At 60.6% G+C, this 26,217-nt stretch carries 25 protein-coding genes; 14 read left to right on the top strand and 11 right to left on the bottom strand.

What is annotated here, in order from left to right; all coding sequences use genetic code 11:
* Positions 1-59 precede the first annotated feature (59 nt).
* From AXW79_RS13390 to AXW79_RS13380, 3 genes are all read right to left on the bottom strand, one after another.
* Entirely contained in the window at positions 60-2,111 is a 2,052-nt protein-coding gene (locus AXW79_RS13390; protein ID WP_005315950.1) for an exoribonuclease II, read from the bottom strand.
* An 86-nt stretch (positions 2,112-2,197) separates the two neighbouring features.
* A complete protein-coding gene (locus tag AXW79_RS13385) occupies positions 2,198-3,097 on the bottom strand; it encodes a LysR family transcriptional regulator ArgP (RefSeq protein ID WP_005315947.1) in 900 nt (299 codons plus the stop codon).
* Between the two features lie 265 nt (positions 3,098-3,362).
* The gene (locus tag AXW79_RS13380; RefSeq protein WP_005315937.1) at positions 3,363-3,986 is read right to left on the bottom strand and encodes an acyl-homoserine-lactone synthase; all 624 of its coding nucleotides are present in this window, start codon (positions 3,984-3,986) and stop codon (positions 3,363-3,365) included.
* Positions 3,987-4,048: 62 nt separating this feature from the next.
* On the opposite strand from AXW79_RS13380, the gene AXW79_RS13375 reads away from it, so the two are divergent.
* The 3 genes from AXW79_RS13375 (at position 4,049) to AXW79_RS13365 (ending at position 7,761) form a co-directional block, all read left to right on the top strand.
* On the top strand, positions 4,049-4,831 hold the full coding sequence (locus AXW79_RS13375; RefSeq protein ID WP_005315931.1) for a LuxR family transcriptional regulator: 783 nt from the start codon (positions 4,049-4,051) through the stop codon (positions 4,829-4,831).
* 202 nt (positions 4,832-5,033) lie between these two features.
* Positions 5,034-5,654 (top strand): L-lysine exporter, encoded by a 621-nt coding sequence (lysE, locus tag AXW79_RS13370; protein ID WP_005315930.1) that lies wholly within the window; start codon positions 5,034-5,036, stop codon positions 5,652-5,654.
* Positions 5,655-5,781: 127 nt separating this feature from the next.
* A complete protein-coding gene (locus AXW79_RS13365; protein ID WP_005315909.1) occupies positions 5,782-7,761 on the top strand; it encodes a bifunctional 2',3'-cyclic-nucleotide 2'-phosphodiesterase/3'-nucleotidase in 1,980 nt (659 codons plus the stop codon).
* Positions 7,762-7,836: 75 nt separating this feature from the next.
* Here AXW79_RS13365 and AXW79_RS13360 read toward each other — a convergent pair whose 3' ends face one another.
* The 8 genes from AXW79_RS13360 to hslR form a co-directional block, all read right to left on the bottom strand.
* The gene (locus AXW79_RS13360; protein ID WP_005315904.1) at positions 7,837-8,313 is read right to left on the bottom strand and encodes an outer membrane lipoprotein; all 477 of its coding nucleotides are present in this window, start codon (positions 8,311-8,313) and stop codon (positions 7,837-7,839) included.
* Between the two features lie 139 nt (positions 8,314-8,452).
* Positions 8,453-8,905 carry a GNAT family N-acetyltransferase gene (locus tag AXW79_RS13355; protein WP_005315886.1) on the bottom strand — a complete coding sequence of 151 codons (453 nt, stop codon included), beginning with the start codon at positions 8,903-8,905 and terminating at the stop codon, positions 8,453-8,455.
* Positions 8,906-9,028: 123 nt separating this feature from the next.
* Entirely contained in the window at positions 9,029-9,433 is a 405-nt protein-coding gene (locus tag AXW79_RS13350; protein WP_241519070.1) for a nitrous oxide-stimulated promoter family protein, read from the bottom strand.
* Between the two features lie 79 nt (positions 9,434-9,512).
* Positions 9,513-11,315 (bottom strand): aminopeptidase P family protein, encoded by a 1,803-nt coding sequence (locus tag AXW79_RS13345; RefSeq protein WP_005315880.1) that lies wholly within the window; start codon positions 11,313-11,315, stop codon positions 9,513-9,515.
* Between the two features lie 33 nt (positions 11,316-11,348).
* Positions 11,349-12,014, bottom strand: a complete 666-nt coding sequence (locus AXW79_RS13340; RefSeq protein WP_005315877.1) for a GntR family transcriptional regulator — start codon at positions 12,012-12,014, stop codon at positions 11,349-11,351.
* Positions 12,015-12,192: 178 nt separating this feature from the next.
* On the bottom strand, positions 12,193-13,818 hold the full coding sequence (gene pckA / locus AXW79_RS13335; RefSeq protein WP_005315875.1) for a phosphoenolpyruvate carboxykinase (ATP): 1,626 nt from the start codon (positions 13,816-13,818) through the stop codon (positions 12,193-12,195).
* Between the two features lie 149 nt (positions 13,819-13,967).
* Positions 13,968-14,852, bottom strand: coding sequence for an Hsp33 family molecular chaperone HslO (gene hslO / locus AXW79_RS13330; RefSeq protein WP_005315872.1), 885 nt, complete (start codon positions 14,850-14,852; stop codon positions 13,968-13,970).
* A 108-nt stretch (positions 14,853-14,960) separates the two neighbouring features.
* Entirely contained in the window at positions 14,961-15,359 is a 399-nt protein-coding gene (hslR, locus tag AXW79_RS13325; RefSeq protein WP_005315870.1) for a ribosome-associated heat shock protein Hsp15, read from the bottom strand.
* A gap of 214 nt (positions 15,360-15,573) precedes the next feature.
* Here hslR and exeC point away from each other — a divergent pair, with 214 nt between their 5' ends.
* The 11 genes from exeC (at position 15,574) to exeM (ending at position 26,161) form a co-directional block, all read left to right on the top strand.
* On the top strand, positions 15,574-16,422 hold the full coding sequence (gene exeC, locus AXW79_RS13320) for a GspC family type II secretion system variant ExeC (RefSeq protein ID WP_272481857.1): 849 nt from the start codon (positions 15,574-15,576) through the stop codon (positions 16,420-16,422).
* Positions 16,423-16,443: 21 nt separating this feature from the next.
* The gene (gene exeD, locus AXW79_RS13315; RefSeq protein ID WP_005315865.1) at positions 16,444-18,480 is read left to right on the top strand and encodes a GspD family T2SS secretin variant ExeD; all 2,037 of its coding nucleotides are present in this window, start codon (positions 16,444-16,446) and stop codon (positions 18,478-18,480) included.
* Positions 18,480-19,985 carry a GspE family T2SS ATPase variant ExeE gene (gene exeE, locus AXW79_RS13310; protein ID WP_005315863.1) on the top strand — a complete coding sequence of 502 codons (1,506 nt, stop codon included), beginning with the start codon at positions 18,480-18,482 and terminating at the stop codon, positions 19,983-19,985. The genes exeD and exeE overlap by 1 nt, the downstream gene beginning before the upstream one ends.
* A gap of 71 nt (positions 19,986-20,056) precedes the next feature.
* Positions 20,057-21,277 carry a GspF family T2SS innner membrane protein variant ExeF gene (gene exeF / locus AXW79_RS13305; RefSeq protein ID WP_005315860.1) on the top strand — a complete coding sequence of 407 codons (1,221 nt, stop codon included), beginning with the start codon at positions 20,057-20,059 and terminating at the stop codon, positions 21,275-21,277.
* A 36-nt stretch (positions 21,278-21,313) separates the two neighbouring features.
* Positions 21,314-21,745 (top strand): GspG family T2SS major pseudopilin variant ExeG, encoded by a 432-nt coding sequence (gene exeG / locus AXW79_RS13300; protein ID WP_005315859.1) that lies wholly within the window; start codon positions 21,314-21,316, stop codon positions 21,743-21,745.
* Positions 21,746-21,789: 44 nt separating this feature from the next.
* Entirely contained in the window at positions 21,790-22,353 is a 564-nt protein-coding gene (gene exeH, locus AXW79_RS13295) for a GspH family T2SS minor pseudopilin variant ExeH (RefSeq protein ID WP_011899135.1), read from the top strand.
* On the top strand, positions 22,350-22,709 hold the full coding sequence (gene exeI, locus AXW79_RS13290; RefSeq protein WP_005315853.1) for a GspI family T2SS minor pseudopilin variant ExeI: 360 nt from the start codon (positions 22,350-22,352) through the stop codon (positions 22,707-22,709). The genes exeH and exeI overlap by 4 nt, the downstream gene beginning before the upstream one ends.
* Before the next feature lie 20 nt (positions 22,710-22,729).
* Positions 22,730-23,353, top strand: a complete 624-nt coding sequence (exeJ, locus tag AXW79_RS13285) for a GspJ family T2SS minor pseudopilin variant ExeJ (RefSeq protein ID WP_011899137.1) — start codon at positions 22,730-22,732, stop codon at positions 23,351-23,353.
* Positions 23,343-24,368, top strand: coding sequence for a GspK family T2SS minor pseudopilin variant ExeK (gene exeK, locus AXW79_RS13280; RefSeq protein WP_011899138.1), 1,026 nt, complete (start codon positions 23,343-23,345; stop codon positions 24,366-24,368). The genes exeJ and exeK overlap by 11 nt, the downstream gene beginning before the upstream one ends.
* Before the next feature lie 120 nt (positions 24,369-24,488).
* A complete protein-coding gene (gene exeL / locus AXW79_RS13275; protein WP_073531791.1) occupies positions 24,489-25,673 on the top strand; it encodes a GspL family type II secretion system protein ExeL in 1,185 nt (394 codons plus the stop codon).
* Positions 25,670-26,161, top strand: coding sequence for a GspM family type II secretion system protein ExeM (exeM, locus tag AXW79_RS13270; protein WP_005315842.1), 492 nt, complete (start codon positions 25,670-25,672; stop codon positions 26,159-26,161). Before exeL ends, exeM begins: the two co-directional genes overlap by 4 nt.
* Positions 26,162-26,217: the final 56 nt, after the last annotated feature.

The raw sequence follows: 26,217 nt of genomic DNA, 5'->3' as shown, positions 1-26,217 counted from the left end.
AGGGGTATAAAAAAGCCCGCAGGGTTGCGGGCTTTTACATTGAGCTGCAGAGGCTTGGCTTATTCCGCCTTGGGGGCGGTCTCGGCTGGTGTCTCAGTGCTTTCGGCTACCGTGTTCTCGGTTACGGCACTGTCGGCCACCGGGGCTTCCGGTGCCGGGCCTGGTACCAGCTCCACTGCCGGTTTGGCGATGAGGGAGCGAGTCTCTTCCACCGCTTCACTCAGCTTGACCTCGATAACCTGACCCAGTTCATAGACCACTTCGGTCTTGTCCAGGTAGACGCGACCATTGTCCCAGTTGCACTCCAGCCGATCCTTGTTGTCCAGGATGTGACGGGCGGGCATGAAGACAACGGCGCCGTTTTCGCGCAGGCGCAGCTTGAGACCTGCGCGCATCACGTCGATGATCTCGGCGTTGAACACCTGATCGGTGCCGGCGGCAGCCTTGAGGTAACGGACATAGAGCCAGTCGCCGATGTCGCGTTCCACCATGCGGTGCAGGCGACGACAGGCGGTCAGGTGCTCGGTCAGTTCCTGGCTCGGACGATCGCCCGGGGTCTTGCCGGCGATGACCGCTTTCAGCAGACGATGGTTGACCATGTCGCCGTATTTGCGGATCGGGGAGGTCCAGGTCGCGTAGGCATCCAGCCCCAGGCCGTAGTGGGCACCCGGTTCGGAGGACATCAGCGCATAGCTCTGGAAGCGGCGGATCTTGCCATCCAGCCAGCGGGTGTCCAGGTTGTCTATCCAGCGGCGCAGGGCGCAGAAGCCGGTCAGGCTGGCGATCTCGTCGCGCTCGAATGGGGCCTCGGCGCTTTTCAGCAGGTCGATGGCGCCGTCGAGGGACTCTTCATCGAACCCTGTGTGGACGTTGAAGATGCCGTAGCCGACGCTCTTGCCCAGCACGCGACCGGCGCAGATGTTGGCGGCGATCATCGACTCTTCGATCATGCGGTTGGCGATGCGGCGCGGTTCCACGTGAATGGCCAGCACTGCGCCGTTCTCCCCCAGCTCGAAGTCGTAGTCGGGTCTGTCCGGGAACACCAGGGCGTGCTCGGTACGCCACTTGATCCGCGCCTCCGTCATGGCCTTCATCAGCGGCAGCTGGGCCATCACGCCGGCGTCGATCTCGAGAGGTTTACCCTGTTCGGCCCAGTCGGAGACCTCGTCATAGTTGAGACGGGCATGGGAGATGATGCGGGCGGCGAAGAACTCGGTCTCCTCCAGCAGCAGGCCATCTTCGGCGATCAGCAGGCGGGCGCAGAGCGTGTTGCGCTCCTCGCCCTCTTTCAGGGAGCAGAGCTCGTCCGAGAGGGTGCGCGGTATCATGGGCACGTTGCGACCCGGCATGTAGACGGTGAAGGCGCGCTGGGCGGCTTCCTTGTCCAGCTCACTGCCTTCGGCCACATAGGCGGTCGGGTCGGCGATGGCGACCAGCAGCTCCCAGCCGTTGTCCAGTTTGCGGATGGCCAGGGCGTCATCCATGTCCTTGGTCTTGGCGCCGTCAATGGTGAAGAAGGGGGTCGCGGTCAGGTCGGTACGTGGCAGCTCCTCTTCCTCGATCACCTTCCACTCCGGCAGATCCGCCGGTTCTATCTGGGCCAGGTTGTGGCGAGCCAGCACCACCCACCAGGGCACATTGTGGTCTTCCTGATCGGCGATCTTTTCGATGATTTCGGCAGAGAAGTTGCCATCACTCAGGGCGTGGCGCTTGAGGGTCGCAACCACCCAGTCTCCTTCCTTGAAGGACTTCTCATCCAGACCCTTCTTGGCGCGGGCCTTGATGGCATCCTTGATCAGCGGATGGTCCGGCACCACGTTGAGGCGGTCACGGAACATTTTGACGCGCCCGACGAAACGGGTCACTGCCTGCTCCAGCAGGGCATCCGGTTCGGCCACTTCCTTCTCTTTTTCGGTACGGATCAGGGCGCTCACCCGGTCACCGTGCATCACCTTTTTCATGTAGGGGGGCGGCACGAAATAGCTGGTCTTCTCATCGACTTCCAGAAAGCCGAAGCCCCGGTCCGAGGCGCGGATAACACCCTCTTTCTTGGGGATGTTTTCGCGGATTTGTTGCTTGAGCTGGGCCAGCAGCGGATTGTCTTGGAACATAAGTGAGGAACCTGAGTGGAGACCTGATGAAGAAACGCCCAGCACTATACGATTTTACCCCCTCAAAGCCAAGGTGAATGGCCCCGTCAACCGGGTTGCAGTGCGCGGCGCCCCTCGCTGATCAGACGCTGGGAGATCTGTTTGTGCAACCCGCGCTCCAGCACCCAGCGGTGCCAGTAGAGGGGCTCGATGAGGTGATGTGACGGGCTGAGATCGAGCAGTATCCCCTGTGCCAGCTGCTGGCGGATCTGCAGTTCCGGGATGAGACAGTAGGCGAGTCCCTGCTCGGCCATGGCGACGAAGGCTTCTGACGAGCGCACCGTGTGGCAGGGATAGCCGCCGGGTTCCAGCCCGAAGTGGCGTGCCATGAAGCTCACATGCATGTCGTCGCGCTGATCGAAGGCCACCGCCGGTGTCTTTGCCAGCGCTGCCGGGGTGAGCCCGGCGGGAAAGTGACGGGCGACGAAGGCGGGGCTGGCGGTGAGCAGGTAGCGCATCTCGCCGAGCTCGTCCACGCAGCAGCCCGCCAGTGGCTGGCCGTGCAGGCTGACGGCACCGAAGGCCTGACCCTCGCGCACCCGATCCAGGGTGCGGCATTCGTCATCCACCAGCAGGTTCAGCTCTATGGGGTGCTGCTCCAGCAGAGGTGCGAGGGCGGGCAGGAACCAGGTTGCCAGGCTGTCGGCGTTGACCGCTATGCTGACCCGGATCGGTGCCTGCGGTTCGTCGGGCGCGATCTCGCCGGCCAGCTCCAGTTCCAGCTGGCGCACCTGACGGTAGTGGGCCAGCAGCTTTTGGCCAAGGGGGGTCGCCTGTAGTGGCTGGCTGCGAATGAGCAGCGGCTCGGCAAACTGCTGTTCCAGCTGCTTGATGCGCTGTGAGATGGCGGACTGGGTGATGTGCAGGCGCTGGGCGGCGCGCTCGAAGTTCTGCTCCTGCATTACGGCATCCAGCGCCAGCAGCAGCTTGTAGTCCAACGCCTTCATCAGCATTCCTTATCAGAGAGGGTATTGAGAAGAGATGCTACTGGAGTGATGGCAGGACGACAACGAAACTCTGACCGGATCGCCGAGAGGCACGGCTGGCGTGGTGTGCGGGGTGAAAGCGGGTTTGTCACTGCGAGATGTGACAGTGGTGGTCAAAAGGTATTCAGGAGATACTCTTTTGCATCCGTTTTTGCATGGGGTGGAAACGGGCCATAGCGAGAACTTTTAATCCCGGGCCTTATCCCGGGATTTTTTTATGTGGCGTTTACTCGGTGACCAGTTCCCTGGCATCGGCATATTCGCCCTGCATGGGGTGGCCGACGGCACGGGCGAAACGTTCATCCAGATGAAAGCGGATTCCGACCCCGCGCACGGCGCCCAGATCCACGGCTTGACGGTGACCGAGTCGCTCTATGGGCAGGCCGAGACGGCGGAAGATACGCTCCACCGGCAGGCTGACCACGGCGACCAGTTCCCGGATCCCCTTCGCCCTGGCGAAGGCATAAACCTCGCGGAAGATGACGCAGGTCAGCTCGCTCACCCCGTTGCCCATGCGCGGCGCCCGGTTGGCGTCGATGGCTAGGCGAGTCAGTTCCCACACATCGCTGCTGCGTGGCGGCGCCTCACCGGCGAGAGCGGTGGGGAATATGCTGGGCAGCATGTAATCCTGGGCGCAACTGAGCAGACGGATGCAGCCACACAGGCCTTCTTCGTCCTCGATCAGCACCCAATGGGTGTCCGGGGTGTCGAAGCTGTCCTGCTCCAGACCACGGTGAGACTCCACATCCCAGCCGAGACGATCGGAGAAGACGCGATTACGGAAGCGATAAAGCTCGTTTTCTACCTCCCATCTGGGGTGTTCTTTTAATTTTCCTTTGAAAACAAGCATTCAGATGTCTCCATTTCAGTGTTCGGCGCTATAATCGAGGCCCTGGCCAGGGGGGCTAGCATATGAAACAAGACCAACTGCTTGAGTACCTCGAACATTTCACTTCGGTAACAGACGGGGATCGTTTGGCCGAGTTGATCGGTCGATTCACGCTCGGTATGGGCTATGACTACTACCGGTTCGCACTGATCATTCCCATGTCGATGCAAAGGCCCAAGGTGGTGCTGTTCAATCAGTGCCCTGACTCCTGGGTGCAGGCCTATACGGCCAACCATATGCTGGCCTGTGATCCCATCATCCAGCTGGCCCGCAAGCAGACCTTGCCCATTTATTGGAACCGACTGGATGAACGGGCGCGTTTTCTGCAAGAGGGCAGTCTGGATGTGATGGGGTTGGCGGCAGAGTTCGGGCTGCGAAACGGTATTTCGTTTCCGCTGCACGGTGCGGCGGGTGAAAACGGCATACTGTCGTTCATCACCGCCGAGCGGGCGTCAAGCGATCTGCTGCTGGAGTCCTCGCCCATCCTCTCCTGGATGTCCAACTACATCTTCGAGGCGGCGATCCGGATTGTGCGGGTCAGTCTGCGGGAAGATGACCCTCAGGAGGCCCTGACTGACCGTGAGACCGAATGCCTGTTCTGGGCCAGCGAAGGGAAAACGTCGGGTGAAATTGCCTGCATCCTGGGGATCACGGAACGTACCGTGAACTACCACCTCAATCAGGTCACCCGTAAAACGGGGTCGATGAATCGCTACCAGGCCATCGCCAAGGGGGTGAGCAGTGGCATTTTGCTGCCCAATCTGGAGCAGGTCGTGGTCACCAACTTCCCCAAGCTGATGCAATAAAACCCAATGATTCTCGGGGCAGAGCGACAGGCTCACAATTGTCAGATCATGCAATTGACAGTTGGTGCCGGATGGAATTCATCCCTGCCCTCAGGATCCCGCTTGATTAGAGAAATGAATCACTCAGCAGATTAATGAATTTCTCTGAACACCCCACCGCCCTTTATAGTGCCGTCCACTCACTCTTCTGGACGGTTTATCCATGTTCGCGACCACTCTGCAAGGCTTCACCCTTGGCCTTGCCATGATCATTCCCATCGGTGCCCAGAACGCTTTCGTGTTGAGCCGGGGCATACATCGCAATCACCATCTGCTGGCTGCGACCCTCTGCTGTCTGTGTGATCTCATCCTGATCGGGATTGGGGTATTCGGCGGGGCCAACCTGCTGGCAGCCAGTCCCATCGGGCTGGCGCTGCTGACCTGGGGTGGTGTGCTGTTTCTTTGCTGGTTCGGCATTCGCTCCCTGCGCAGTGCCTGGCAAGGGCAGGGGGCTGCGCTGGCGGATTCACCCCGGCTGATGGGGGTCAAGAGCGTGCTGGCCATGACGCTCGGGGTGACCCTGCTCAATCCTCACGTCTATCTGGATACCCTGATGCTGCTCGGCTCCTTTGGCAGCCAGTTTGCCGAACCGTTGCGCCCGGCCTTTGCGGCCGGGGCCATGCTGGCTTCCCTGGTCTGGTTCTACAGTCTCGCCTTTGGTGCGGCCGCGCTCTCACCCTGGCTTGCACGGGGCCGGGTGCAGCAAGCTATTGATACTATTGTTGGTTTAATCATGTTGGGACTGGCATTGCAACTGGCGAGCGGGGCCTTGCTGGCCTCATAAGGCTATTTTTGTGCCACACCTCATAAAAATTAATCCCGGCTTCATGCCATGACATATTCGTCTGTTAAATTCCCGTCGCTGGTAAAGCGACACTCATAATAAAAGGGAAAAAACAGTGAATAAAACCATGAAGCTGGGTGCTATTGCAGCCATAGTGCTGTTGTCTGCCTGTAGCAATGAAAACGACAGCAAGACGCAACCGGGCGCTGTGGCCCTGCGTCTGATCCAGACCTCCGATATCCACTCCAACGTGCTGGGATACGATTACTACCAGAACAAGGAAGATCGCAAGTTTGGCCTCTCCCGTACCGCCTTGCTGATCCGTGCGGCGCGCTCGGAAAACCCCAACAACCTGCTGCTCGACAACGGTGACCTGCTCCAGGGCACGCCGCTGGCGGATTACATCTTCGAGCAATCGGGCGCCGGTTACCTCGACAAGCAGGCCCACCCCGTGTTCAAGGCCATGAACGAGCTGGGTTATGACGCCGGAAACCTGGGCAACCACGAATTCAACTACGGGCTGGATTACCTCACGAAGACACTGCAGGGTGCCAAGTTCCCCTATGTGAACGCCAACGTGTTCGAGGCGGGCGCCTTCAAGCGCGATGCCAAGGGGCAGATCGACTGGAGTGGCAACAAGTTCACCCCTTACCTGCTGCTGGAGCGCAAGGTGAAGGATGACAAGGGGCAGGAGCAGACCGTCAAGGTGGGCATATTGGGGCTGACCCCGCCGCAGGTGCTGCAGTGGGACAAGCGTCATCTGGAAGGCAAGGTGGTGGTGGCCGACATGGTCGAGACCGCCAACCACTATGTGCCAGAGTTGCGTGCCAAGGGCGCCGACATAGTGGTCGTGGTCGCCCACACCGGCATCAACGCCAGCAGCTACGAAGCCATGATGGAGAACTCCGCCTGGCACCTGGCCAAGGTAAAAGGGGTGGATGCCCTCATGCTGGGCCATGCCCACAAGAACTTCCCCGGTGATTTCCCGGATCTGCCGGAGGTGGACAACCAGGCCGGTACCCTGAGCGGCGTGCCGACCGTGATGCCAGGCTATTGGGGCAACCATCTGGGCATCATAGACCTCACCCTGGAGCAGGTTGAGGGCAAGTGGCAGGTGAAGCAAAGCCAGGCCAGCCTGCGCAAGATCGATTCCAGCGAGGGCAGCGCCGTGGATCAGCGGGTCGTCGATCTGGTACAGGCGGATCACGATGCCACCAACCAGTGGCTGGATGAACCGCTCGGCAAAATCACCTCCTCCATCCACAGCTTCTTCGCTCTGGTACAGGACGACCCTTCGGTGCAACTGGTGAGCGATGCCCAGCGCCGCTATGCCGAACAGCTGCAACAAGACGGTCTGCTCAAGGAGTCCTACCCCATCCTGGCGGTGGCGGCCCCCTTCCGTGGCGGTCGCAACGGCATCAATGACTTCACTTATGTGGCCCAGGGCGACATCTCCCTGCGCAACGTCTCCGATCTCTATATCTATCCGAACACCTTGCAGGTGGTCGAAGTGAACGGGGCTACCGTCAAGGAGTGGCTGGAGATGAGCGCCGGTCAGTTCAACCAGATCGACACCGGCAAGACAGAGGTGCAGTGGCTGGTGAACGAGAAGTTCCCCACCTACAACTTCGATGTGATCGATGGTGTGAACTATGAAGTGGATATCACCCAGCCGGCCCGGTACAACAAGGAAGGGGACAAGGTCAGCAACGGCCAGCGCATCAGTGCGCTCACCTTCAACGGCCAGCCCATTGACCCGGTCCAGAAGTTCTACGTGGTGACTAACAACTACCGCGCCAGCGGTGGCGGCCACTTCCCGGGCATAGACGGCAGCAACATAGTGCATGAAGATCCCTCCGAGACGCGGGAGATCATTGCCCAGTACCTGAAGGCCCAGTCTGCCGACAACCCGGGTGGTTTCAGCCCTGCGGCCAACAACAACTGGCACATGAAGGCCCTGCCGGCCAACGTGGACGTGCGGCTCTACTCCTCCCCCCGCGAAGAGGCCAAACAGCTGGCAGGCGCGGATCTGGAGTACAAGTCCACCCTGCCGATGGACGATGCCAAACACCCCGGCTACGCCATATTCCGCCTGATCCGTCAGTAATGCCTGACTGACACCGGCGATAAAAAAAGCCCTCGCAGTGCGAGGGCTTTTTCGTGGGCGGCTGGTGGCCTGTGCTTAGTTCACCACGGCTACGTTTATGCTGCCGTTGCCCTGAGTCATGCGTACCCGGGCGCCCGGCACGAAGGTGGGACTGGCTTTTTGCACCACCACGATGGATTCGCCGTTCTCTTTCTTGATCTCGAGCTCGACGCCGTCAACCTGATTGAGCTTGTCGCCGGCAGCTTTACCGGCGGCGGCACCTGCGATGGCACCCCCTGCGGCGGCGATATCGCTGCCCCGGCCACCACCTATGGTGCTGCCGAGCAGGCCACCGACCACGGCGCCGCCTATGGTGCCGACCAGAGAGTTCTCATCGGCCTGGATCTTGACCGGACGGGTGGAGAGTATGGTGCCGTAGCTGACGGTCTGGACCTGCTTGGCACGATCCTTGGTGTAGACATCGCCGGAGTAGACATCGCTGTTGGCACAGCCGCTGAGGGTGGTGGCAGTGGTGGCGGCCAACAAGGCGATAAGGGTCATACGTTTCAACATGATGGGCCTCCTGGGCAAGCATCTAATCTGGTTAATTCGGTCAGTGAGTGCAACTTTACGCCAACCGGATTGAGCATGAAACCAGCAAAGTGTAACCAATTATGAGGCTTACTGGCGGGAGGCGACGCCTGCAGCGGGATTAGCCGAGGCTTTTTTCAAGCAGCAGGCGATCTTCACCCGGGCCGAAATAGTCGCGCTCCTCGGCAACTTGCTGATAACCGAGTCGAAAGTAGAGGCGTTTGGCCGGATTGGCCGGATCCACCGTCAGTCTGACCCGTTCGACCTGCACCTGGGTCAGTGCCTGCTCCAGCTGCAGCATCATGCGCTCGGCGAGACCGAAGCCGCGCGCCTCGGGCAAAACAGCCAGGGAGAGCAGCCAGCCTTGCGACCGATCCTGTCCCAATCCACCCAGGGCATAGCCAAGCAGCTTGCCATCCAGTTCGGCCACCAGCAGCAGCTCGGGCCAGAGATCCATGGCCTGGCGAAAGAAGAAGCCTGGATAGACATCCTCCCCGAAGACGTTGACGTCTATCTGCCAGATGGCGTGCATGTCGGCGTGGGTGGCCACTCTTAAAACGGGGGGCTGATGCATCCGGGCTCCTGTCATTGCATTCGTGCTGCCGTGCGGCAGTCAAAGGAGTCACAGGTTAGTGGGCCATCCTGGTTGATGCAAGCGTACCTGATGATGTCGGGCGCGAGTGATCGAAGGTCTGTGTCAGGGCGGCAGGGGCCGGCTGTTGGGCAATCTTGGGGCCTTGCGGCGGCTGTCCAGCAGATGGCACAGGGCAAGCCAGGGGTGACGCCACAGCATGCGCGGGCCGCTCCATTTCATGATCTGCTGGATCTGCTTGCGCATGGCGGGGGCATAGCAGTGGATGTGGCAGTTGGCGCAGGTCGGTTTGTGGCCGTGACCATAACGGCAGCGCCGCAGTCGCTGGTGGGCAAACGCTTGCAACTGCTGGCAGTGCCGACAGGCGGGATCCTGATGGTGGTGGTGGCAGTAGAGGCGGATCATGGCGCTGACCGTTTGCTGCTCCCGCTTGAGCCTGGGGTGCTCGGATGCCTTGCTGGCACGAGTGCTGTGCATTGAGTCGGGATCATGGGGTTTCATGGCGGTCATTGTCCTGACCTGAGGGGACTGGGTGTTGATACAGGTCAAGACGGGAGGCAAAAAAACAGGGCCTGCAGGCCCTGTGTCATCAGATGAGGCTGGTTGCTTGTTCCAGCCAGAGGAGATCCTCGCCCTCCAGCAGGGGGCTCAGGCGGCGGAACACCTCGACATGGTATTCGTTGATCCAGCGGAACTCGGCCGGGCTCAGCAGGCTGCGATCGATGAGGCGGGTATCGAACGGCACATAAGTCAGGCGCTCGAAGCCCAGCATCGCCAGTTCGCCCATCTGTTCCTGTTCGGTCACGACCACCAGGTTTTCGCAGCGGATGCCGAACGCATCTTCCCGGTAGTAACCCGGCTCGTTGGAGAGCACCATGCCCGGTTGCAGCGCCACCAGGCTCCCCTTGGGTGCGATGCGCTGGGGGCCTTCGTGCACGCTCAGGAAGTGACCGACACCGTGGCCTGTGCCGTGGTCATAGTTGTAACCCGCCTGCCACAGCGGCATGCGGGCCAGCACGTCGAGCTGGATGCCGGCGGTACCGCGCGGGAAGCGGGCCTGATCCAGCGCGATATGGCCCTGCAGCACCCGGGTAAACATGGCCTTGTGCTCGTCAGTCACCTCACCCACCTTGACGGTGCGGGTGATGTCTGTGGTGCCGTCCAGATACTGGGCACCGGAATCCACCAGATAGATGCTGTCCTGACCGAAGGGGCGCGGTGTGCCGTTGGTGTGACGGTAATGGCACATGGCGGCGTTGGGCCCCAGCGCCGAAATGGTGTCAAAGCTCGGCTCGACGTAGTGTTCCTGCTCGTGGCGGAAGGCTTCCAGCTGATCGGCCAGCGTGCCTTCATCCACTCCCTCGAATTCGCCGGAGGCGATCAGCCGATCCAGCCAGGCGAGGAAACGGGTAACGGCGACGCCGTCACGCAGGTGGGCGCGCTGCATGCCGGCCAGCTCCACCGGGTTCTTGCATGCTTTCGGCAGCATGGTCGGATCCTGACCCGCCACCAGGATGGCGCCTGCCTCTTCCATGATGAGCTGGGTCCAGGCGTTGGCTGTGTTGGGGTCGGCCAGTACTCTTTGCTGGTTTTCACCAATGCGTTGCAGCACGTCACCCAGCTTGTCGATGGGGTAGACGGAGACATCCTGTCCCACATGTCTGGAGAAGGCGATGCAGTCAATCTTGTCGGTGTCGACGAAGAAATCCATGCTGGTGTTGGCGTAGAGCACCGCAAAACCCAGCACTACCGGCAGACGCTCCACGTCACGGCCACGCAGGTTGAGCAGCCAGTTGATGGGCTCGGCCTGGGTCAGCAGTACGGCATCCAGCCCGCGCTTGCGCAGGTCTGTGGCCAGCAGTTCGCGCTTGGCCTGGCTCGACTGGCCTGCCAGCTCTTCGCTGTAGAGAATGACCGGGGTCTTGGTCGGCGCGGGGCGATCGCTCCAGTGCAGGTCGATGGGGTTCTCATCGACCCGTACCAGCTCGATGCCGCGTTCGGTCAGCAGGGCCTTGGCGTGTTGATACCAGGCCAGGCTGTGCAGGCGGGCGTCAAAGCCGACCCGGGAGCCGGACGGCAGTTGTTCAGCCAGCCACTGCACATGGGGATCTTCGTTCAGATGAAGAAACTCGAATAGCTCGGCCGGTGCCTGCATGCGGGCCTGCACCGTGTAACGACCGTCGATGAACAGGGCCGCCCGCTGCGCCATTATGATGGCGAGCCCGGCGGAGCCGTTGAAACCCGTGATCCAGTCCAGACGCTCTGCGTAGGCGGGAATATATTCGCCCAGGTGCTCGTCATCGTGGGGGATTATGAAGGCGTCCAGCTCTTGAATGGCCAGAGCGGCCCTGACCTGGGCGACGCGGGTTTCAATAATCTCGAAATGATTCATGTCGTTAATGCCAGATTGTAGTGATGTGAGTGTTCAATGGTTGTGGCCGCTGTCCAGGATCCGTTTGATCGACTGGCCAGCCGCCTCGATATGTTGTTTGAGCAGCACCACAGCCTCGTGTTTGCGGCGGGCGCGACACAGCGCCAGCAACTGGGCGTGCTCACGTTCGGCCTTGTCCACTCCGTCGCTGGCAAACAGCAGCTCGAAGCGTACATAGCGGTCACAGCTCAGATTGATCTGGGCAATCAGCTCCAGCGCCTGGGGGCGACCGGCAGCCTGATAGAGGGTGGCGTGAAAACTGTGGTTCAACTCTGCCCAGTGTTCGATCTGGGTGCCTGACTCGAGCGCCTGATCAAACTGGGCCAGGATGGCCTCTGCCTTGGCAAAGGTCTCCTCCGTCATCAGGTCGACGGCGTGAAACAGGGTATCGGCTTCCAGCAGGGCTCGCAAATAAAAGAGCTCCTCGATGGCCGAGGCGTCCAGCATGGTGACCACGGCGCCGCGGTGGGCCTCGAATTTCACCAGTCCCTGGGCCTCCAGTTGCATCAGGGCTTCCCGCACCGGAATGCGGCTCACCGCCAGCTCCTTGGCGATGGCATCCTGACGAAGAGGGGCGCCGGCGGGAAACTCCCCACGCAGGATCCGGCCGCGGAGGTTCTCCATCACCATCTGGGTTCGGGTCTTGTAGGGTGGGGTCATGGTCGGGTCACAGGGGAATCGTTACAAAATTGTATATTGTATAAAGTTGGGCTGAATCTAACGCGCAACCGCCCACAAGGCAAGGTTTGGGGGGGATCAAACGCCGCCATCTGGTTAAAAAAATACCGGTCAGCAGGGCTGACCGGTATTGGAGTTTGCAAGAAGACGGGTGCTGGCGTTACAGCTGCGGACCTGCCGCGACCAGGCGCTTGCCCTCTTCGTTGTCGGTGAAACGCTCGAAGTTCTTGATGAAGCGCTGGGCCAGATCCTCTGCCTTGGCGTCCCACTCGGCCTTGTCGGCATAAGTGTCACGCGGGTCGAGGATCGCCGGGTTCACGTCGTGCAGTGCGGTCGGCACTTCCAGATTGAAGACCGGCAGTATCTTGGTCTCGGCTTTCTCGATGGAACCGTCCAGGATGGCGTCAATGATGGCGCGGGTATCCTTGATGGAGATGCGCTTGCCGGTGCCATTCCAGCCGGTGTTGACCAGATAGGCTTCCGCGCCGGCCGCTTCCATCCGCTTCACCAGCTCCTGACCGTACTTGGTCGGATGCAGGCTGAGGAAGGCCGCACCGAAGCAGGAGGAGAAGGTCGGAGTCGGCTCTGTGATGCCGCGCTCGGTACCGGCCAGTTTGGCGGTGAAGCCAGACAGGAAGTGGTACTTGGTCTGCTCCTTGGTCAGCTTGGAAACCGGGGGCAGCACGCCGAAAGCGTCGGCAGTCAGGAAGATCACCTTGTTGGCATGACCCGCCTTGGAGACCGGCTTGACGATGTTCTCGATGTGATAGATGGGGTAGGAGACGCGGGTGTTCTCGGTCTTGGAGCCATCATCGAAGTCGATGGTGCCATCGGCGGCAACGGTCACGTTTTCCAGCAGCGCATCGCGACGGATAGCGTTGAAGATGTCCGGCTCGGCTTCTTTGGAGAGCTTGATGGTCTTGGCGTAGCAGCCCCCTTCGAAGTTGAACACGCCGTCATCGTCCCAGCCGTGCTCGTCATCGCCGATCAGCTGACGCTTGGGATCGGTGGAGAGGGTGGTCTTGCCGGTGCCAGAGAGGCCGAAGAAGATGGCAACGTCGCCGTCCTGACCCACGTTGGCGGAGCAGTGCATGGAGGCAATACCGCGCAGGGGCAGGAAGTAGTTCATCATGGAGAACATGCCCTTCTTCATCTCGCCACCGTACCAGGTGCCGCCGATGAGCTGGATCTTCTCGGTGAGGTTGAAGGCAACGAAGTTCTCGGAGTTGAGACCCTGTTCCTTCCAGTTCGGGTTGGTGCATTTGGCGCCGTTCATCACCACGAAGTCAGGTTTGAAGGCTTTCAGCTCTTCATCGCTCGGGCGAATGAACATGTTCTTGACGAAGTGAGCCTGCCAGGCCACCTCTGTGATGACGCGCACGGCCAGACGGGTATCCGGGTTGGCACCGCAGAAGCCATCGACCACAAACAGGCGCTTGCCGGAGAGCTGTTTGGTCACCAGGGATTTCAGATGTGACCACACTTCCGGGGTAATAGCTTTGTTATCGTTTTTACCCTGGTCAGACCACCACACAGTATTCTGGGTAGTAGTGTCTTTGACGATATATTTATCTTTCGGGGAGCGGCCTGTAAAGATACCGGTGTTGACATTAACGGCGCCCAGTTTGGTCACTACACCGCGCTCGAACCCTTCCAGGTCAGAACGTGTCTCTTCCGCGAAAAGCTGATCGTAAGAGGGGTTGCGAACGATTTCTTGGCTGTTTTTGATACCGTACTGGTCCAGTCCTAATTGTTGGGCCAGGGTGGGTTCTGCCACGATTGTCATTGTATTCTCCTGGGTTCAGAGGTTTGTAGGGTTCTATCTGGCATTCATCCTATCACTTAGGTGGTAGAGTTTAGAGATCGCCATCAAACTTTATAAAATAGGGTATTTTTTTGTTATTTAAGTTAAAGGCGGGTTTTGCCCGCCTTCAATTAGTGTAACTTGTTTGCATCATTATCGGGAGCCCTGCTGAACAGGGTTTCGACGTCGATCCCATCAAACTGGTACTGGGCGCCGCAATAATCACAGTGCATGTCGATCTTGCCGAGCTCCTGCACCATATCCAAGACTTCTTCCTTTTCTATCTGCAGCAGGGCCCCTTCACAGCGTGCGCGGGAGCAGGTACAACGGAACTCGACTGCCTGGGGGTCGAACACCCGTACCTTGTCCTGGTGGTAGAGACGGTAGAGGATCTCTTCCGCTTCCAGCCCGAACAGCTCTTCATCCTTGATGGTGGCGGTAAGCTGGGTCAGGTGATCGAAATCTGCGCTGTGATCCTCGCTCTGGGCGGGCAGTGCCTGCAGCAATATGCCGGCGGCGCGCGGTTCACCCTGGTGGTAGCCGGTACGGATCCAGAGCTTGGTGGCCAGCTGTTCGGATTGGGCGAAGTAGTGCTCCAGACAGCCCGCCAGGGTATCGGCGTCCAGGGCTATGATGCCCTGATAGCGCTCGCCCTGCTCCGGAGTGATGGTGATGATCAGCTGGCCGTTGCCAATCAGGCTCTGCAGCTTGCCATCGCTCGGCAGCTCCCCTTCATAGCGGGCCACGCCGCGCAACTGCTGGTTGTTGTCACCGTTGATCACCGCCAGACGGACAGGGCCATCACCCTGCAACTGCACAGTGATGGAGCCTTCGAACTTGAGGGTGGCGGTCAGCAGGCTGGTGGCGACCAGCAGTTCACCCAACAATTTTTGCACCTGCACCGGATAACTCTGGGCTTCCACCACGTGGCGGTAGGTGTGATCCAGCTGGACCAGCTCACCCCGGACTTCGTACTCTTCAAACAGATAGCGATACAGGAGATCTTGGTTACTCATCATGCATTCCTGGGTTCTTAGGTGAGGTGAATAGATAAAAACAATAATAAACAGGTGGTTAGGAACTTATCTCGCCCCCTGTCGTCATAAAATGGCCACGTTGGCGAGTCAGTATTGCTTGACCTTGATCAGCTGGCGCCGCTCCTGCTTGTCGGGGCGACGCTCGGGGCTCGGGGCAAACTGGCTGTTGAAGCGGCGCGCCTCGCTGTTCTCGGCCCGTTTTTTCAGGCTGGCTTCCGTCTCTTCATAGAGCAGCTGGGCCAGCGGGGCGGACTTGCGCTGTTCGCTCACTTGCAGTACCCGTACCTCCCGCTCGTCCTGGCCCTGCCAGACACGGATGAGGGCGCCGGCTTCAACGGCCTTGCCAGGTTTGCTGCGCTGGCCGTTATAGTGCACCTTGCCCCCTTCAATCTGATCGCGGGCCAGGCTGCGGGTCTTGTAAAAACGCGCGGCCCACAACCATTTGTCGAGGCGGACCTGGGTTGTGGTTTCTGCGGGATTCGGCATGAATCGACTCCGGGATGGCTGAAAGGGGAGCCTGATTATACCAGAGGCAGGCCTCGGGATAGAAACAGGGGGGCTGATGGTGTGACGGAATGTCAATTTTCACAGCTTGATACCATCCGGTCGGTTGTCTCTGGGTCCATTGCCGTACACAATAGCCAACCGATTTGGAAGCCAGAATATATTGATAAACATGACGCTACCGTTCAGGGATGACTTGTTGAGCTCCCTTCTGGCCCGTTGCAAAACTGTGCCGCTCTCCCGTTTCAGCCAGCCCCTGTTCTGGCTCTTGCTGCTGTTGCTGGCCCACCAGTGCGCCGGTCTTACCTGGCGGTTGCTGGATCTCGGTAGCCAGCAGAGCAGTCAGCCCTGGCAACCGGCCGTGGCAGGCAGTCAGGGTCAGGGCAAGGCCCGGCTCGATCTCGGCGGCGTCAGCCGGCTGGCACTGTTTGGCAAGGCGAAGCAGCAGGCCCGGGCGGCCGATGCTGTCGCAGCCGACGCACCCAAGACCCAGCTCAATGCGCAGCTCAACGGTGTGCTGGCCAGTTCCGATCCCGCCAAGTCCATCGCCATCATAGCCCACAGCGGTGTGCAAAATTCCTATGGCATAGGTGACTTCATCGATGGCACCCAGGCCAAGGTTCGCCAGGTGTTTGCCGACCGCGTCATCATAGAACGTGACGCGCGTGACGAGACCCTGATGCTGGACGGGGAAGAGTACGGCAAACCCCTGCCCAAGCAGGGCAACCCGGATGAGAAGCTCTCCTCGGTGCGCAGCGAATTGCTGGGCAACCCCGGCAAGATCACCGATTACCTCAATATTTCACCGGTACGAGTGGATGGCCGCATGGTCGGCTATCGCCTCAATCCGGGCAGCAATCCAGAACTGTTCAATCAACTCGGTCTGGTCGCCAATGACATGGCGGTCAGCATCAATGGTCTGGATCTGCGGGATAACGCTCAGGCCATGCAGGCGATGCAGCAGGTGGCAGGCGCCACGGAAATGACCGTCACCGTCGAACGGCAGGGACAGCTCTACGACGTTTATGTCGGCTTGTCAGAATAATGATTTGGAGTAGCACCAAGAATGATAAATAAAGGGAAGAGCTGGCGTCTTGCCACGGTCGCGGCGGCGCTGATGATGGCAGGCTCTGCCTGGGCCACCGAGTATTCTGCCAGCTTCAAGAATGCCGACATCGAAGAGTTCATCAACACGGTCGGCAAGAACCTGAGCAAGACCATCATCATAGAGCCTTCGGTACGCGGCAAGATCAACGTCCGCAGCTACGACTTGCTCAACGAAGAGCAGTATTACCAGTTCTTCCTGAGCGTGCTCGACGTCTATGGCTTTGCCGTTGTGCCCATGGATAACGGCGTGCTCAAGGTTGTGCGCTCCAAGGATGCCAAGACCTCGGCCATCCCTGTGGTGGATGAGACCAACCCGGGCATTGGCGACGAGATGGTGACCCGGGTGGTGCCGGTGCGCAATGTCTCGGTACGTGAACTGGCCCCCTTGCTGCGTCAGCTCAACGACAACGCCGGTGGCGGCAACGTGGTGCATTACGATCCCTCCAACGTGCTGCTTATCACGGGCCGTGCCGCCGTGGTCAACCGTCTGGTGGAAGTGGTGCGCCGGGTCGACAAGGCGGGCGATCAGGAAGTGGACATCATCAAGTTGAGATATGCCTCCGCCGGCGAGATGGTACGACTGGTGACCAACCTCAACAAGGATGGCAACACCCAGGGCGGCAACACTTCCCTGCTGCTGGCGCCCAAGGTAGTGGCCGATGAGCGCACCAATTCCGTGGTGGTCAGTGGTGAACCCAAGGCGCGGGCTCGCATCATACAGATGGTGCGCCAGCTCGACCGCGACCTGCAGAGCCAGGGCAATACCCGGGTCTTCTATCTCAAATATGGCAAGGCCAAGGACATGGTGGAGGTGCTCAAGGGCGTCAGCACCAGCATAGAAGCGGACAAGAAGGGGGGCGGCACCACGGCCGGTGGCGGCAATGCCAGCATAGGTGGTGGCAAGCTGGCCATCTCGGCTGATGAGACCACCAATGCGCTGGTCATCACGGCCCAGCCGGATGTGATGGCCGAGCTGGAGCAGGTGGTTGCCAAGCTGGATATCCGCCGTGCTCAGGTGCTGGTGGAGGCGATCATCGTCGAAATCGCCGACGGCGACGGTCTCAACCTGGGGGTTCAGTGGGCCAATACCAACGGTGGCGGTACCCAGTTTACCGATACCAACCTGCCTATTGGCTCGGTGGCCATTGCCGCCAAGGATTACAACGAGAATGGCACCACCACGGGTCTTGCCGATCTGGCGAAGGGCTTTAACGGCATGGCCGCCGGTTTCTACCATGGCAACTGGGCTGCGCTGGTAACGGCGCTCTCCACCAGCACCAAGAGCGATATTCTCTCCACCCCGAGTATCGTCACCATGGACAACAAGGAAGCCTCCTTCAACGTGGGTCAGGAAGTGCCGGTGCAGAGTGGTTCCCAGAGTTCCACCACCAGCGATCAGGTGTTCAACACCATAGAGCGCAAGACGGTGGGCACCAAGTTGACGGTGACGCCGCAGATAAACGAAGGGGACTCAGTGCTGCTCAATATCGAGCAGGAGGTCTCCAGCGTGGCGCAGAAACAGGCGACCGGTACTGCCGATCTGGGCCCCACCTTCGATACTCGCACCATCAAGAACGCCGTGCTGGTCAAAAGCGGCGAAACCGTGGTGCTGGGCGGTCTGATGGATGAGCAGACTCAGGAGAAGGTTTCCAAGGTGCCTTTGCTGGGCGACATTCCTGTGCTGGGCTACCTGTTCCGCTCTACCAACAACACCACCTCCAAGCGCAACCTGATGGTCTTTATCCGCCCCACCATATTGCGCGATGCCCACGTCTACTCGGGGATATCCAGCAACAAGTACACCATGTTCCGGGCCGAGCAGCTGGACGCTGCCGCTCAGGAGAGCTATCTCACCTCACCGAAACGTCAGGTGCTGCCCGAATATGGTCAGGATGTGGCCCAGTCGCCCGAGGTACAGAAGCAGATCGAGCTGATGAAGGCCCGCCAGCAGGCGACGGCCGATGGAGCACAGCCGTTCGTACAGGGTAACAAGTAATGGCGGCGTACCAGCTCGATGGAACGGATCTGCCAGCAGCCCTGCCCGAGCTGCCGTTTGCCTTTGCCCGCAACTTCGGTGTCATTCTGACCGAACGCCAGGGGACTCCCTTGCTGCTCTGTCGTCAGGGGGGCGCGCCGCAAACCCTGCTGGAAGTCCGGCGGGTAGCGGGCTGCGCCTTCGAGGTGGAGCAGCTCGAGAACGATGCTTTTGAAGAGTTGCTGATGGCTCACTACCAGCGCGACTCTTCCGAGGCGCGCCAGCTGATGGAAGATCTCGGCAACGAGATGGACTTCTTTGCCCTGGCCGAAGAGCTGCCCCAGAGCGAGGATCTGCTGGACGCCGATGACGACGCCCCCATCATTCGCCTCATCAACGCCATGTTGAGCGAGGCGATAAAAGAGGAGGCGTCCGACATCCATATCGAGACCTTCGAACGGGTGCTGGTCATTCGCTTTCGCATCGATGGCGTGCTGCGGGAGATACTGCGCCCCCATCGCAAGCTGGCCTCCCTGCTGGTGTCGCGCATCAAGGTCATGTCGCGAATGGACATCGCCGAGAAGCGGGTCCCGCAGGATGGCCGCATCTCATTGCGTATCGGTGGCCGGGCGGTGGACGTGCGGGTTTCGACCATGCCGTCCAGCTACGGCGAGCGGGTGGTATTGCGTCTGCTCGACAAGAACAACGTGCGCCTCGAGCTCAAGCAGCTTGGCATGACGCTGGCCAACCGCAACATCATCAGCGAACTCATTCGCAAGCCCCACGGCATCATATTGGTGACGGGCCCGACCGGTTCGGGCAAGTCCACCACCCTGTATGCAGCGCTCTCCGAAATCAACTCGCGGGACCGCAACATACTGACGGTGGAAGACCCCATCGAATATGACCTCGAAGGGGTAGGTCAGACCCAGGTCAACACCAAGGTGGACATGACCTTCGCCCGCGGCCTGCGCGCCATCTTGCGTCAGGATCCGGACGTGGTGATGGTGGGGGAAATCCGGGATCTGGAAACCGCCCAGATAGCGGTGCAGGCGTCGCTGACCGGTCACCTGGTGATGTCGACCCTGCACACCAACACTGCCATCGGCGCCATCACCCGAATGCGGGACATGGGGATAGAGCCTTTCCTGCTCTCCTCATCCTTGCTGGCGGTACTGGCCCAGCGGCTGGTGCGTACCCTCTGTCCGGATTGCCGCACTCCACGCCCCATCACTGAGCAGGAGCGGGAGGCCATGGGTATGGAGCTGGCGCCAGATCAGCAGGTGTGGCGCCCGGTTGGCTGCGAGCAGTGCAACCACACCGGCTATCGCGGCCGGACCGGTATTCACGAGCTGGTGGTGATCGACGAGGCGGTGCGCGAGGCGATCCACAGCGCCAGCGGCGAACTGGCCATAGAGCGGCTGATCCGCGGTCATACCCCCAGCATCCGCCGGGATGGCATCGACAAGGTGCTCAAGGGGCAGACCAGCCTTGAAGAAGTGCTGCGGGTGACCCGGGAAGATTGATGTTCGGTCAGGCAAGCGATTTGAATCGGGATAGCAAGACGTCACAGTGCTAGGGCAGAGGAGCAAAAGTATTGTCAGCATTTGAATACAAAGCCCTCGACAGCAAGGGGCGCCAGAAGCAGGGGGTGACCGAGGGCGATTCGGCCCGTCAGGTACGCCAGCAACTGCGCGAGCAGGGGCTGACCCCGCTCGAGGTGAACGAGACCACAGAGAAGGCAAAGCGGGAAGCGAATCGCTTCGTGCTGTTTCGCCGTGGTGCCTCCACTTCCGAGCTGGCCCTCATTACTCGCCAGTTGGCGACCCTGGTGGGTGCAGGCCTGACTATCGAAGAGGCGCTGCGGGCAGTGGCCGAGCAGTGCGAAAAGGCCCACCTGCGCAGCTTGGTGGCAACCGTGCGCAGCAAGGTCGTAGAAGGCTACTCGCTGGCCGATTCGCTGGGGGCCTTCCCCCACGTGTTCGATCAGCTGTTCCGCTCCATGGTGGCGGCAGGGGAGAAGTCCGGTCATCTGGAGAAGGTGCTGAACCGGCTCGCCGACTACACGGAGCAGCGCCAGCATATGCGCACCAAGCTGCTGCAGGCGATGATCTACCCCATAGTCCTCACTCTGGTGGCGGTCGGGGTCATTTCGATCCTGCTCACTGCCGTGGTACCCAAGGTGGTGGCCCAGTTTGAACACATGGGCCAGCAGTTGCCTGCGACGACCCGTTTCCTCATCGGCACCAGCGAGCTGATGCAGCATTACGGCCTCTGGTTCCTGCTGCTGCTGTTCCTGGGGGGCTTTGTCTGGCGCTGGTGGCTGACCGACGAGAAGCGTCGCCGTCACTGGCATCAGGTGATACTGCGCCTGCCGGTCATCGGCCGGGTCAGCCGTGGTCTCAACACGGCCCGCTTCGCCCGCACCTTGAGCATCCTCAATGCCAGTGCCGTGCCCTTGCTGGAGGGGATGAAGATCGCCGGCGAAGTGCTCTCCAACGACTTTGCCCGGACGCGCATTGGTGAGGCCACCGAACGGGTACGTGAGGGGACCAGCCTGCGCAAGGCGCTGGATGAAACCAGGATTTTTCCGCCCATGATGCTGCACATGATCGCCTCCGGCGAGCAGAGCGGCGAGCTCGACAACATGCTGGAGCGGGCGGCGGACAACCAGGACAGGGAATTTGAAACCCAGGTTAATATCGCCCTCGGCGTGTTCGAGCCCCTGCTGGTGGTCTCCATGGCCGGGGTTGTGCTGTTTATCGTGATGTCGATCCTGCAGCCGATCCTCGAGCTCAACAATATGGTCAATCTCTGATGGCCTGCGCCATCTCATTTCGTTAGGGAGTAAGTCATGCAAAAGCGTCGTCAATCCGGTTTTACCCTGCTGGAAGTCATGGTGGTCATAGTGATCCTCGGGATCCTGGCCAGCCTGGTGGTGCCCAACCTGATGGGCAACAAGGAGAAGGCTGACCAGCAGAAAGCCGTCTCCGATATAGTGGCGCTGGAAAATGCCCTCGACATGTACAAGCTGGACAACAACCGTTATCCGACCACGGAGCAGGGCCTGGATGCGCTGGTCAACAAGCCGACCGCTGCCCCCGAGCCGCGCAGCTACCGTGATGGCGGCTACATCAAGCGCCTGCCGCAGGATCCCTGGGGCAATCCTTACCAGCTGCTGAGCCCGGGCCAGTTCGGCAAGATCGATATCTTCTCCATGGGGCTGGATGGCGAAGCCGGTACCGATGACGACATCGGCAACTGGAATCTGAAGGATTTCCAATAAGTGATTGATTGCGCTGCCATCAAGGTGCTGTGGGCGAGGCTGCCGTGAGGGGCTCCTCGTCTCGTCATCGCCAAGCCGGTTTCACCCTGCTGGAAGTATTGCTGGTGGCCATGCTGATGGGGCTGGTGGCCACTGCCGTCACCCTCAGCATGGGGGGGGCCAGAGGCGATCGCGAGCTCGACAAGCAGGCGCGCCGCTTCATGGCGACCCTGCAACAGGCGCAGGAGTATTCGGTGATGGATGGTCGGCTGGTGGGGCTGCGTATCGAGGCGAGCGGCTGGCAGTTCATGCAGCGCGGGGCCAAGGATCGCAAATGGCAGGCGTTGACCGATGACAAGATCCTGGGGCAGGTCACACTGCCGGACGAGATGACGCTGGCCATCGAGCTCGAAGGGTTCAGCTGGCGGACCGAGTCCGACGAGAAAACCGAGCAGGGTCGGGACGAGAAGGAGCGTACGCCCCAGGTACTGATCTTCCCCGGTGGCGAGCTCAGCCCTTTCGTATTGACCCTGACCCAGCAGAATGAGGACGTGCGTTACCTGCGGACTGTCAAGGCGGATGAATTCGGTCGCTTGCGACTGCTGCAGGACGAGGAGGAAGAGGAGTGAACGCCCGTGGCATGACATTGCTCGAGGTCATGGTCGCACTGGCGGTGTTTGCCATCGCGGGTCTAGCCGTGATGAAAACCGCCAGCGAACACCTCTCTGCACTCAGTTATCTGGAAGAGAAGACGCTGGCGACCTGGGTGGTGGAAAACCAGCTGGTGCAGCAGAAACTCGAAGCCAAGTGGCCCGGCGATAGCTGGGTGGAAGGGGACGAGAAGATGGCTGGGCAGACCTGGTATTGGCGCTATCGCGGCGTCGCCACCGCCGACAACAACCTCAAGGCGCTGGATATGGAAGTGCGTACTGCCCCCAAGGCCGATAGCCCTGTGGCCATGATCCGGACCTATATCAGCCGATGAACCTGGTCAAAGATACCCAAATGAGATCTGGTCAGGGCGGTTTTACTCTGCTTGAGATGCTGGTGGCCATCGCCATCTTCGCCAGCCTCAGCATGGGTGCTTATCAGGTGCTGCAAGGTGTGCTCACCAGTGACGAGGTGGCCAAGAAGAAAGAGGCCCGTCTCTCCGAGTTGCAGCTGGCCTTCACCCTGATGGAGCGGGACATCACCCAGATGGTACCCCGCAGTGGCCGCATCGACGGCGAGAACAACAAGGTGCTGCTGGCGGCGTCCCGTTTCGGCCAGCAGAGCGATGACTGGGGCATGGCCTTCATTCGCGGTGGCTGGCTCAATCCGGATGGTATGCTGCCACGCTCCGGTTTACAGCGGGTTGGCTGGCGTCTCAAGGATCACAAGCTGGAGCGGCTGAGCTACCTCTATCCGGATCCGGTGATCGGCACAGAGCCGCGTATTCAGCCCATGCTGGATCGGGTGACGGCGCTGCGGCTCTATTTTTACGACAAGGGTGCCTGGAAGGAGGAGTGGACCCAGCGCAACGTGCTGCCTTACGGCCTGGCGGTGGAGCTGGATCTGGAGGATTACGGCACCATTCGCCGCCAGTTCCTGATAGGGGCCGGTGGCCAGCGAGCAGACAATGGCAACTAGGGGCAATCGGGGAGTGCACGCAGCCAGACCGGCTCGCCAGGGCGGCATGGCCCTGCTGGTGGTGCTGCTCATCTTGTCGGTGATGGTGATCATTGCCAGCAACATGAGCGGTCGCTTGCAGCTGGAACTGCGCCGCACCGGCAACCTCACTGCCGGCAAGCAGGCATGGTGGTATGCCATGTCGGCGGAAGCCCTGGTGAGCAAGGTGCTGACTCAGGATTTCAAAGACGATCCCAATGTGGTGAACCTGGGCCAGAACTGGGCCAGGCAGGATGCTGTCTTCCCGGTGGATGACGGCAAGCTGACCGGTCGGGTGCGGGATCTGCAATCCTGCTTCAACCTCAACAGCCTGAGCGTGCCCCTGAAAGACGGGGTGAGCGGCGATGACCTCGAGAAGCAGCCCTATCAGGTCAAGGCATTTCGCGCCCTGCTCAAGCAGCTCGAAGTCGAGGATTACGAGGCGGTGCAGCTGACCGACGCCATCCGCGACTGGACCGACAAGGATACGGCGCTGGTCTCCAGCTACGGTGCCGAAGATGCCTATTACGAAGGGCTGACGCCCCCTTATCTGACCGCGAACCAGTGGATGATCAGCACGGATGAGCTGAGGGCAGTGCGCGGTGTGAGTGCCAAACTGTATGCCCGGCTGGCGCCCTATGTGTGCGCCTTGCCGACCGACAAGCTGGTGGTGAACATCAACACCATCAAGCCGGAGCAGGCCGCGCTGCTGGTGGCGCTTTATCAGGACAAGATTGGTCTCGATGACGCCAAGCGGGTGCTGACCAGCCGCCCCCAGAAGGGGTGGAAGGATAAAAAAGCGATGACGGATCAGATGCCGGTGCAGGTGAGCACAATCATCGGGTTGGATACGGCGCTGGACGTCAAGAGCAGCTATTTCGAAGCCAAATTGATCGCCGAAGTCGGTGATACCCGGGCCAGGCTGGAGAGTGTCTTCGTGCGTGGCAAGGACAACAAGCTGGTGATGCTGCGCCGCCTCAGCGGTGGCGCCGAATAACAAACAGGTGTGGGTGACGGCTGATGGCCGAACCCGCTCTGAATCCGTATTGGACAGCAGCCAAAGGCTGCGCTCCCGCCCATCTTCTGGATGCGGACGGGAATGGCAGGAGAGATATTTGTGAGCGAGAGTCTGGTCATCCGTCTGGGGACCAATGCGCAGCAACCGGTCGAGTGGCTGGTGTGGTCGGCGAAGGAGGAGGAGATCATTGCCTCCGGTACCCTGGCCTCGGCCCATGCCCTCGGCGAGCTGCGGGAGCGTGCCGGTGGCCGCCCCGTGGTGACCCTGGTGCCGGGCAGCGACCTTATCTTCCGGCGGGTGAGCCTGCCGGGAAAATACAGTCGCCAGGCCGCGGCTGCCTTGCCCTATCTGCTGGAGGAGCAAATCGCCTCCGATGTGGATGAACTGTATCTGGTGGTGCTGGGCCACGAGGGCCACGATGTGGACCTGATGGCGGTCGACAAGGAGAAGATGCAGACTTGGCTGGGCTGGCTGGAGGCGGCGGGCCTCAAGAGCCAGCAACTGCTGCCGGACGTGCTGGCGCTGCCTCAGGCCGCCGACGGCTGGTCAGCCCTGCAACTGGGCAAGGAGTGGCTGCTGCGCCAGGGCCCTTGCCAGGGCATAGTGGCCGACGAGCCGCTGCTGGCCATGTTGCTGGCGGTCGAAGCCGAACCGGTTACCATCCACAGCCATACCCCGGTACCGCCGATCCCGAATGCTAACTGGCAGGCGGCGGATCCGGAACTGCCCATGCTGCTTCTGGCCAAAGGGGCGTTGAACTGTCAGGCCAACCTGTTGCAGGGCCCCTACCGGCCGCAAACCGAATACTCCCGTTACTGGTTGCAGTGGCGCAAGGTTGCCGTGGTTGCCGGCTTGCTGCTGTTGGTGGCGCTGACCCAGCGCGGTGTGCATCTCTATCAGCTGGCGGAGCAGGACAAGGCTCTCAAGGCAGAGATCCGGCAGGTCTACACCCGTATCTTCCCGGGGGAGACCCGCATCGTGAACGTGCGCAGCCAGATGGCGCAGCACCTCAAGTTGCTGGGGCAGACGCCGCAGGATGGTGTGCTTTTGTTGCTGACCGAACTGGCCCCCACCTTCGCCGAGGTGCCGGGTCTCAAGCCGCAGGTGCTGCGCTTCGACGCCGCCCGGGGCGAGCTTAGATTGCAGGTGACGGCACCCGGTTTCACCGAGATAGAGCGCTTTCGCGAGCTGGCGGGCAAGCGTTTCGAGGTGCAGCAGGGTGAGGTGCGCAGCACAGAAGGCAAGGTTGAAGGGGCACTGGTGCTGAAAGGTAAATCATCATGATGGACAAACTACAAGGCTGGTGGCGCAGCATCAGCGCCCGCGAGCAGCGGCTGGTGGCAGTGGGTGGCAGCTGCCTGCTGATCGGGCTCTTCTACTGGATCGTCTGGCAGCCCATCGCCAACCGCATCGCCGAGCGCGAGCGGCAGGTGCTGAGTCAGCAACAGACGCTCGCTTGGCTGAAAGAGAAGGGGGAAGAGGTGCTGGCGATGCAGGGCGGTCAGGGCCGTCAGCTTGACACCAGCGGCACCCTGGAAGGGGTGGTGAACCGCACCGCCTTCAACCAGAAGATCAAGATTGCCCGTCTGCAACCCCAGGGTCAGGAGCTGCAGGTGTGGATCGACACAGTGCCGTTCGATGATCTGCTGATCTGGCTGGCGAGCCTTGCCGATCAGCACGGTGTCCAGGTGCAGGTCATCGAGGTGGCCCGTGAGAATCTGGCCCCGGGCCTGGTCAAGGTCAGACGCTTGCAGTTGAGTCGTCCCCAATGACATCCAGCGGGCTGAGTGCCGCCGAGTGCCAGGTATTTCGTCCCTGTGGGGCTCCG

It is taken from the genome of Aeromonas salmonicida subsp. salmonicida, assembly GCF_001643305.1.
In the GTDB taxonomy this organism is placed as follows: domain Bacteria; phylum Pseudomonadota; class Gammaproteobacteria; order Enterobacterales; family Aeromonadaceae; genus Aeromonas; species Aeromonas salmonicida.
Note: the sequence above shows the minus strand (reverse complement) of the source record. Positions and strands in the feature narration are given on the sequence as shown.